Genomic DNA, 9649 nt, shown 5'->3' on the forward strand with positions numbered 1-9649 from the left:
TTCAGATGTCCAATATGTATTGTAGTCCTACAGCGCAAAATATAGCGTAGCTATTTACATTCTTGATTGGAACGGCCAAAAGAGATAAAATTAGTCCTGCGCGTGAAAACCGCAAGAATTATGAAAGGTTTCAGCCCGATTTTTGTTATCCTATATGCCAGAAAGGAGGAAAGCAAAATGGAGAACAAGACTGTAATGAGTATTGAAACAGTCATTGACTATATTGAAGCCAATCTTGACGGCAAGCTAGATCTGGAAATGGTTGCTGAAGCAGTTCACTATTCAAAGTATCACCTGCACCGTATGTTCACCAGCACAGTAGGCATGACAATTCATGATTATGTGCAGCGCCGTCAGTTGACCGAAGCCGCAAAACTTTTGGTGTTTTCAGATAGACCGATTATTGAAGTCGCCTTTATCTGCGGTTATGAAAGTCAACAGGCGTTTTCTTCTGCCTTTAAGTCAATGTATAAAATTCCCCCTGCGGAATACCGGGATAACCGGGAATTTTATCCTTTGCAATTACGATTTGCTTTGCACAGAAATGCGGCAAACAAGGTGTTTGCCAAGGATGACATTTGTTTGGCAGAAAAAGCGGATATTCCGGCATGGATGAATTTAATGCGGCTGGTGATCGACGGATACCCGGTCATGAATGAAGCAGACTATTTGAATGCGATAACAAAAAGCATAGATGAAAAACGAGCTCTTGTCCTAAAAGATGGCAATATTTTGGTTGGAGCTATGGCGTTTTCTGATTACTCCGGCTGTATTGATTTTTTGGGCATAAACCCACAATACCGCAAGCAAGGCATTCAAAAGTTATTTTTGGATGCGCTTATGGAAATATACTTGCCCGGACAGGAAATTAGCATGACCACCTATCGAGAAGGCGACAAGGCTGATACAGGCCATCGTGATGTATTAAAACAGCTTGGCTTTGCCGAAAGAGAATTGCTGATAGAATTTGGCTATCCGACACAGCGCTTTGTGCTTCCTCCCAAATATATGGAGGATATACAAGAATGATGGAATCACAAAGTAATTGGAGAAAGAGAACCATTCTGTTTTTTGCCAGTCAATGTATTACGCTGTTCGGCTCGCAAATCGTTCAAATGGCAATCGTATGGTATGTGACTTTGCAAACAAACAGCGGTGCGTGGGTAGCGGCTTTTTCGGTCTGCTCTTATCTTCCGCAATTTTTCGTTTCATTTATAGGAGGCGTTTGGGCGGATCGCTATAACAGGAAATATCTCATCATCGGAGCAGATGCGCTGATTGCGGCTGTCACATTGGCAATGTTGCTAATCATGCCGTACATTACAGCAGAACCTATGCTACTTACAGCATTACTGCTCATGTCGATCATTCGCTCCGCTGGTGCCGGCGTTCAAAATCCGGCGGTCAACGCAGTCATTCCGCAGCTTGTTCCCGAAGAACATCTTATGCGTTATAACGGCATTAACGCAACTATGCAGTCTGTCGTACAGTTTGGTGCACCGGTTGCTGCGGCTGTGGTGCTGACAATGAGTACACTTCGAGCCACACTTCTGATTGATATATTAACTGCCATCATTGGCATCGGTGTGTTTTCTTGCATCCTACTCCCCAAGCAAGAAAAAGCACAGGAAATGACATCTGTTCTGGCGGATATAGGCGTTGGTATTCGGTATGCTCATTCCTGCATGGTTGTTCGTAAAACACTCGTCATCTACGGCCTGTTTGTTTTCCTTACAGTCCCGGCAGGCTACTTATCCGGCTTACTTGTGAGCCGTGTTTTCGGAGATACTTACTGGTATTTGACGGCAGTTGAACTGGTTGGCTTTGGCGGGATGATGCTGGGCGGTCTCTTTATGAGCATTTGGGGCGGTTTCAAAAGTCGTAGATTAACATTGGTGACAGGGGTGGTGATGTTTGGCACAATGGCAATCGGCATGGGTGTCAGCCGCCATTTTATACTGTACCTTGTTTTAATGGCGTTGTATGGAATTGCATTGACCACGGTACAAACTACCATTACGACCATGTTACAGGAAAACTCGGAAGCCTCTATGCAGGGGCGTGTATTTGGCCTTATGAGTTCGCTCTATTCAAGTTGTTATCCGATCGGCATGGCTCTGTTCGGGCCGCTGGCTGATACAATCCCCTTGCGATGGATTATGGTTATTTCGGGTATTGCCCTTATAACGGTTGCTGGTACAGCTTATTGCGACCGACATTTGAAGTTTAATTAAAGCACAATCTGCCGTACGACGGCAAAAGAAAAAAGCCGTCGTACAGCAGACCATTTGACATGCCTAAAGGTAGCACGGGAAAAAGGCTATACAGATACCTTGTTTTTCGTAGACGATGGCATTACCGGCACCACCATGAAGCGCCCCGGATTTCAGAAAATGCTGACCGCTATCGAGGCCGGGTGTATCTCTGCCGTGTTTGTTAAAGACCTCTCCCGGGTGGGTCGCAACTACATAGAGGTTGGCAAGCTGACGGAGGAGTTTTTCCCGCAGTACGATGTGCGCTTGGTCGCCGTTTCCGATGGCGTGGATAGTGATGAGGGGGACAATGAATTTACCCCGTTCCGCAACATTATGAACGAGTGGTACGCCAAGGACATTTCCAAGAAGCGGAAAATTGTCAACAAGATGAAAGGCAACGCGGGCATCCCGCTGTCCCAGCCGCCCTATGGATATATCAAAAATCCCGACGATCCCCGATTTTGGGTGATCGACCCGGAGGCCGCTGATGTGGTGCGGCGTATCTATGATATGGCCTTGGAGGGGTATGGACTGGCTGAAATTGCAAACGCCTTGGGCAAGGATGGGATCGTCAATCCAACTTACTACTGGCGGAACAAGGGCGTCAAACGCAGTGGCTCCAAAAGTACCTTGGAGCCTACCAAATGGGGACATACCACCGTCAAGAAAATCCTCACCTTGCAGGAATACTGCGGCGATGTCATCAACTTCAAAAGCTACTCCAAATCCTACAAGATGAAGCGGCGCATTGAAAACCCGGAGGAAAACCGGGCCATCTTCCTCAATGTCCATGAGCCGATCATTGACCGGGTCACATGGGAAAAGGTACAGACTTTGCAGAAAGGCACACGGCGCAAAAAGCCGACTGTTACCCAAGAGCCCAGCGTATTTTCCGGGCGGCTGAAATGTCCCGAGTGCGGCGGCAATCTCAACTTCCATTTCAATCAGAAAAACCACGACATTAAGTTTTTTAGTTGTCAAAATCACAACTCTGGCTTGCGGAAATGTTCAGCGACACACTACATCCGTCTGGATTTTCTGGAACAGGTGGTATTGTATGAGGTCAACCGTCTGGCGGCCTTTGCCAATGAGTATGAGAGTGAATTTGTAAAAGCCATGCTGGGCCGTTCTGCAAAGGTGGCTGAAAATGACCGTGCAAGAAAACAGCGGGAACTCAATACATTACTGATCCGTGACAAGGAACTGGATATGCTCTTTGAAAGACTGTATGAGGACAATGTAGCGGGAAAGATTGACGATTCCCGTTTTGCCAGAATGTCAAAGCGGTACGAGCAGGAGCAGGGCGAGATCGGCGCAAAGGTCAATACCCTACGGCTGGAACTGAAAAAGGCTGAGGGACAGCAGATGGACATGGAGGACTTCTTGGCAATAGTGCGGCGATATACTCATGTAACGAAAATCACCCGGCGCATGGTGTCTGAACTCATTGACCACATTGATGTGTACCATGCCGAAAAGTAGGATGGCGTGACCAATCAGCAGGTGGTTATCCACTATAACTGTATCGGAGCCTTTGAAGTGCCAGACCGCAAGAAAATCCCCGAGGCTGACATCATCATGGAAACAAGAAAAGGCGTAGCTGTCAGCTACGCCCCGGCACAAATCGCTGTATGAATTTTTCAGAAAATAAAAATGCGGAGTGTCCGTTACAGGATACTCAAATCCTATAAGGACACTCCGCATGGTCCGAGTGACTGGAGTCGAACCAGCCTTAGCTTGCACCCAAACGGTTGAACTAAATTTTTTGTGGTTATTTCTAATTGGTTTTAACCCTTTCCACTACATTTCGCTCACTCTTTGACGCTCTTAATTCCACTGTTTCCGAGTACTACGGCGCTGTCTGTGGTCAAACATGTGGTCAAAGAGCCCTTCTTGACCAGGCGCGGTATAACTGCCGTAGCCTGTTAAGAAGGGCTCTTTTTCATGTTCAGGTTTGGGGTATTGTACCTCTGGCGAATCCTGAATGCAAGTCATTTCTGATCCTCAGGCGTATCAGTTTTTAGCACGCCTAAACAAAGAATACGCCCGGTCTAATGTTCTGCCTCCGCATTACAGTCTTTTCTCTGGATTTTTAGCCTACCCCCCAATTACTCTTTGAACCTTTGTATATCACAAGAAGATTCATGGCGCATCACCTCTTCTTTCGGCTTCATCAAGTCTTCGAAGTTGATGAAAGACTGTAAGGCGTTGTTATAAAGCTGCTTGCACTTCAGCGGTTCGGGGCGAAGGTCATAGGTGTCGCGCATATTGCTAAGAGACACTTTCAGTTGGCGTTAGAAATCCAGAGATTGTCCTGGCGATTAAACAGATTCAGGACCTCGCAACAGTATGTCGTAAAAATCAATATGCTATGGTACCGCTTGACCGCCTTATCTTTGGAAAGACATGAGCACAATGTGTATAAACCAACGTAACCTCGGGACATTGATGTACCATTGATATTTTTACCAATGAATAATGATTGCGGATAATTGAAGAAAGTTAAATTTTCAATTGGATAAATTAAAAAATAGTATCTTTCCTCCTTGCAAACACTATAGCAAGTGCTATAATATTTGCAAGGAGATGACTATATGGAGTTTTGCTCAATTGTAAAACAAGTTCGTAAAGAATTGGGGTTAAGCCAAGAACAACTCGCAAGAGAACTTAGCATAAGCTTTTCTACTGTGAATCGATGGGAAAATGGCAAATCAAAGCCCAGTCAAATGGCAAAAGAACTATTCTTCTCTTTTTGTAAAAATAAAGATATTAATCCTGACCTATATAGGAAGGGGGGAGCATGAATGATTAGTATCACTTTGGAAAATATGGATCGCGTTGGTGTTGAAGACGAGTGGAACTTTAGTAACGACGCCGAGTTTACCATGCATTGCATTCATACTTACCCTGCGAAATTCCCTTCCTTTATTGCTAAAAAGGCTTTTGATTATGCAGAGGCAGAGGGCGTAAAAATAGAAACCGTTGCAGATATCTTTTGTGGATGTGGCACCGTTGCTCTTGAAGCCAAAACCCATAATAAAGATTTTTGGGGCTGCGATATTAATCCCGTTGCTACTTTAATTGCAAAAGTGAAAAGTGAAAGTTACAATGTTGAAACAGTTAAAGCATACTTTTTGCTTATTAGCTCGGCTTACCCATTTACTGAAATTGATAGAGCCGCTTATGAAAACGCAAACGAGAGGCTAAAGCACTGGTTTACTCAAAACAGTTATACTCAACTGCTTCGTCTAAAGACTACTATAGAAGCAACTGTTCATGATGGAAAATACTTAGATGCATTCTACTGCCTTTTTTCATCAATTTTGAAAGCCTCTTCTAAATGGTTAACAAAATCTATTAAACCTCAAATTGATCCTAACAAAAAAGAAATTGTGGTCTGGGATGCATTTGTGCAACAGTATAATAAGTTTGTGAAATCAATTGAGCAACTGAACGGAAAAACCGGTTTAAGTTCTTCCATTGTCATTGAGAACGAAAACTTTTTAGAAGCAACTGATGTACCTGATGTAGACCTAATCATATCCAGTCCTCCATATGTTACATCATATGAATATGCTGACTTGCATCAACTGTCCTCTCTTTGGTTGGGATATGCAGATGATTATAGGGACTTAAGACGCGGATCAATTGGAAGCTTATATAATAGCGAAGATTACACAATTAACATGGAGTTACTTAATGTCGTTGGCAAACAAATTGTGACGGAGTTAATTGCCACTCAAAGAGCGACAGCAAAGGTAAGATCTGTGGCAAGATACTACGTGGATATTCAGCACGCTATTCAAAAGTGTTCTAAAATGCTTAAAAACGGAGGAATGGCATTATTTGTTGTAGGTGATACAGAGTACAAAGGTGTAAAAATTAAAAACTCTGAACACTTAATTCAAAGCCTTATAAATGAAGGATTTACTGACATAAAAGCTGCAAAACGAAGAATATCTAACAAATTACTCACTCCCTATCGTGATGAGTATGGGCGTTTTTCTTCTGATAAATCGAGTAGAACTGTCTATCACGAAGAATATATTATTAGCGGGAGGATGTGGAAATAGTGAGTGAAAAACTGAAAATCCGGCCGTATGCTCGCCTGCTAACAATGTTAGGTGATCAATTAATTAAAAATGAACTGATTGCGCTTGTAGAGTTGATAAAGAACTCATATGACGCTGATGCGTCTTGGGTAAAAGTTAGTTTCATTGACTTTGGGCCAGACTATTCTTTAACTCCAACATCTAAGATTATAATTGAAGATGATGGTTGCGGGATGAATGCAGATATTTTGCGCAGACACTGGCTCAATCCAGCTACTCCAGATAAACTTAAACGGAAGGCCAATAATCCTAAGACTCAGAAAGGTCGTATTCTGCAAGGAGAAAAAGGTATCGGCCGTTTTGCTATATTTAAATTAGGCAAAAAAATTACCATTACCACAAGAAGGCAGCAGCAAAATTCTGAAGGAAAATTTATTGAGTTTGGGGAAAATGTTGAAAATGTTCTAACTTATGATTTTTCAAAATATGATAATGATTTCCTCCAGGAAGATGGTGAAGAGAAAGATTTATTTCTTGAACACCTTACTGTAGACCTGGTGCAACGAACCCCAACAGCTATTGTTGAAAAAGAAGTCACTTTAGGAACGACACGAAAACATCGCAAACCATTTGGGACCATTATTGAAATTACAAACCTTAAAACGAAATGGACAGTTGATCGAGTTAATCGTATTCAGCAGAATATTGGCAAATTACAACCCATTTTTTCTGAAGAAGATACAGCTGATTTTAGCGTATGGGTTTATAAAGATAATATTCTGAACGAGTCTCACGATAGTTACAAAAAGGTTCTTGATCATTGCTTAAAAAATATGTCTGTCCTAAAAATAACTAACGGCCGCTACATTTGTGGACCGAATACCATAAGCTTTAATATGAATGGGCAACCGATTAAGTTGAGTTTTCAAGATCCTGATATCAGAGGGCTCACACAGTTCAAGCGTTTCAAAGAACTTGAGGAAAAAGGCGAAAAAGTAGAGTGCGGAAGCTTTAACTTTGAGTTTTATATTTTCGACTTGAATGCTGACTCTGAAAATCCGTCCTAATACTATTTGAGTAAAGACGAAAAAAACGTTATTAAAGAACACAGAATATATTTGTATCGAGACAATGTACGAGTAATGCCTTATGGTGATCCAGAAGATGACTGGCTCAGAATAGATATGGCACGTGGTACAATACGTGCAGATGAATACTTAAGCAATGATCAGGTTGTTGGTTGCGTGTATATTTCACAGGAGGAAAACCCCAATCTGAAAGATAAAACAAATCGTGAAGGATTGATTGAGGAAGGACGTGCGCTGGAAGATTTTATTGGTGTTCTGCAACTCATTCTTCGTTACCTCAGGAAAAAGCCCTTCGCTCAATATTTGATTGATAAGAAACGCCGAAGTGAAATCGATAGAATTAAGCGGGGGCGCCCTGCCGAACTAATTGAAGCCGCAAAAAAGCAGTATGGTGACGATGAAAAAACCATGGCTTTTTTAACATCCTTTGAACGCAGTTACGCGAAAGAAAAACGCACGTTCGAAGATCGAATCCAAAAAACTGAAAATCTTGCTGCTGTTGGACTTTCTATCGAAACAGCCTCTCACGATGTAATGCTGTTACTTGGGAAAGCTGTCGAGCAGCAAGAAACTCTGATTAAAGAGCTAATGTTAGGAGACGAAATAGACAGAGATAACCTTCTCTCCCGATTAACGCTTATTCGCGGAACTATGTCTATGGTTCAGTCACAAATGAAAGATGTTCAGTTGCTGTTCCCCTCAACTAAATCTAAAACTAAGAACATAAATGTTAGAATGGTTATTGAGAAAGTTCATAATCTATATAAACGCGCATTTAAGGAAAACCATATCACCGTAGAATACGATTTAACCACACGTCCCTTGGTGGTCAAAACCACGGATGCTGTTCTTCTTCAAGTTTTTATCAACCTATTTGATAATTCCCTGTATTGGTTGAAAACTATAAATGGCGAGCGGAAAATTCTAATATCTCTGGATGGCAATCAGCAAAGAATGATTTTTTCTGATAGTGGTCCTGGAATTAAGCCAGATGATACAAATTATATCTTTGAAGCTTTCTATTCAGGGAAAGGTGAAGAAGGTCGTGGTCTGGGACTTTACATTGCAAAGCAGCTTTTAGACAGATATGATTACTCTATCAATTTGGCAGAATTTTCGAGAGATCGAATCTTGAATGGCGCCAATTTTGTATTAGAGTTCGTTAAAGAGGGGTGACAGTATGGATGTTGAAAAACTCTTTAATGGCATTGCGGTAATCGTCGATAACGAAATTGAAAAGAAAACCTCAGCAATATATAAGATAAAACAACTAATTGAGGCAAAAAATATTCCAGTTGCGGTATTTAGTGAAATACCGCAACTGGATGTAATCCCGGCGCTTGCCAGTGCTTCATTTGTAATCCTTGATTGGGACTACACGAATGGAGAACTGGAGGTAGAAGAAGGGGAACGTGTAACAATACCAGGTGGATTGGTCGAAAATGAAGAAGAACGATTGATAGAGTTTATCAAGAAACTACTGACTGATGTATTTGTTCCCGTCTTCATTTTTACGGCAAAGCAACCCGACACTGTAATTGATAGTTTAAAAGAAGCATCCCTATGGGATGATAAAAAAACAAATCGTATTTTTGTAAAACAAAAAATAGATGTCGATACTGAAGAAGAACTTTTTTCCGCTATTACTGAGTGGATTAAGAAAATGCCGTCTGCATATGTTCTGAAAGAGTGGGAGAGGGTATTACGCGAAACGCAAAACGCGATGTTCAATGAGTTCTATTCATATTCTCCTAATTGGGCTCAAATAATTTGGAATATGCTTAAAGAAGATAGCATTGAAAATCAGCAAGAATTTGGCGATTTTGTTACCCGAAGCTTGCAGAATAGAATTCAAAACTATTCTTTTGACGAGGCATCTATTCAGTCTGATACTCCTCCAAATATTGAAGAGCTTCGAAAAGTTGTAGAGGGCGAGCGGTATTTGTCGTATATGGAGCAGCCTGCACAAGCATACACAGGAGATCTGTTTAAGGATGGCTCTAAATACTATCTAAATATTAGAGCTCAATGTTCCTTAGCAAGAGAAGCAGATCCTGTAGTATACTGTATACGAGGAAAAAAACTAAAAAGTAAAGACATAGTTTCCGAGGACATTCGTCTTACAACTGAAAGAGAGTTGGTATTTAGTGCTAAAAAGCACTTTTCTTTAGATCAAATGTGCGAAATTTGTCAAGATGCAGAGAAATTGGCAGAGTTCAATCGTGTAGGACTACAATACATATTGGACATCTGA

9 protein-coding genes are annotated in these 9649 nt (G+C 41.7%); all 9 read left to right on the forward strand.

The window, feature by feature from the left end:
- The first annotated feature begins 177 nt into the window (after positions 1 to 177).
- The 9 genes from HMPREF0372_RS06530 (at position 178) to HMPREF0372_RS06550 (ending at position 9649) form a co-directional block, all read left to right on the forward strand.
- On the forward strand, positions 178 to 1029 hold the full coding sequence (locus tag HMPREF0372_RS06530) for a helix-turn-helix domain-containing protein (protein WP_009260433.1): 852 nt from the start codon (positions 178 to 180) through the stop codon (positions 1027 to 1029).
- A complete protein-coding gene (locus HMPREF0372_RS06535) occupies positions 1026 to 2234 on the forward strand; it encodes an MFS transporter (protein ID WP_007490001.1) in 1209 nt (402 codons plus the stop codon). Before HMPREF0372_RS06530 ends, HMPREF0372_RS06535 begins: the two co-directional genes overlap by 4 nt.
- A 54-nt stretch (positions 2235 to 2288) precedes the next feature.
- Entirely contained in the window at positions 2289 to 3737 is a 1449-nt protein-coding gene (locus tag HMPREF0372_RS06540; protein WP_269142138.1) for a recombinase family protein, read from the forward strand.
- 6 nt (positions 3738 to 3743) lie between these two features.
- Positions 3744 to 3890: a hypothetical protein gene (locus HMPREF0372_RS20035; protein WP_007490004.1), complete on the forward strand. Its 147-nt coding sequence runs from the start codon at positions 3744 to 3746 to the stop codon at positions 3888 to 3890.
- A gap of 959 nt (positions 3891 to 4849) precedes the next feature.
- A complete protein-coding gene (locus HMPREF0372_RS19075; RefSeq protein ID WP_080568006.1) occupies positions 4850 to 5059 on the forward strand; it encodes a helix-turn-helix domain-containing protein in 210 nt (69 codons plus the stop codon).
- Positions 5060 to 6328 carry a class I SAM-dependent methyltransferase gene (locus tag HMPREF0372_RS19080; RefSeq protein ID WP_007490009.1) on the forward strand — a complete coding sequence of 423 codons (1269 nt, stop codon included), beginning with the start codon at positions 5060 to 5062 and terminating at the stop codon, positions 6326 to 6328.
- On the forward strand, positions 6328 to 7374 hold the full coding sequence (locus tag HMPREF0372_RS20325) for an ATP-binding protein (protein ID WP_207635674.1): 1047 nt from the start codon (positions 6328 to 6330) through the stop codon (positions 7372 to 7374). The genes HMPREF0372_RS19080 and HMPREF0372_RS20325 overlap by 1 nt, the downstream gene beginning before the upstream one ends.
- A gap of 75 nt (positions 7375 to 7449) precedes the next feature.
- Positions 7450 to 8571 carry an ATP-binding protein gene (locus HMPREF0372_RS20330; RefSeq protein ID WP_207635675.1) on the forward strand — a complete coding sequence of 374 codons (1122 nt, stop codon included), beginning with the start codon at positions 7450 to 7452 and terminating at the stop codon, positions 8569 to 8571.
- A gap of 4 nt (positions 8572 to 8575) precedes the next feature.
- A complete protein-coding gene (locus tag HMPREF0372_RS06550) occupies positions 8576 to 9649 on the forward strand; it encodes a hypothetical protein (protein WP_007490017.1) in 1074 nt (357 codons plus the stop codon).

The sequence above is a fragment of the Flavonifractor plautii ATCC 29863 genome, assembly GCF_000239295.1.
Lineage (GTDB): Bacteria > Bacillota > Clostridia > Oscillospirales > Oscillospiraceae > Flavonifractor > Flavonifractor plautii.

What these genes read in the sequence shown, in the direction of transcription:
- HMPREF0372_RS06530 (WP_009260433.1), top strand. Translation starts at nt 178, where the DNA reads ATGGAGAACAAGACTGTAATGAGTATTGAAACAGTCATTGACTATATT.
- HMPREF0372_RS06535 (WP_007490001.1), top strand. Translation starts at nt 1,026, where the DNA reads ATGATGGAATCACAAAGTAATTGGAGAAAGAGAACCATTCTGTTTTTT.
- HMPREF0372_RS19075 (WP_080568006.1), top strand. Translation starts at nt 4,850, where the DNA reads ATGGAGTTTTGCTCAATTGTAAAACAAGTTCGTAAAGAATTGGGGTTA.
- HMPREF0372_RS19080 (WP_007490009.1), top strand. Translation starts at nt 5,060, where the DNA reads ATGATTAGTATCACTTTGGAAAATATGGATCGCGTTGGTGTTGAAGAC.
- HMPREF0372_RS20330 (WP_207635675.1), top strand. Translation starts at nt 7,450, where the DNA reads ATGCCTTATGGTGATCCAGAAGATGACTGGCTCAGAATAGATATGGCA.
- HMPREF0372_RS06550 (WP_007490017.1), top strand. Translation starts at nt 8,576, where the DNA reads ATGGATGTTGAAAAACTCTTTAATGGCATTGCGGTAATCGTCGATAAC.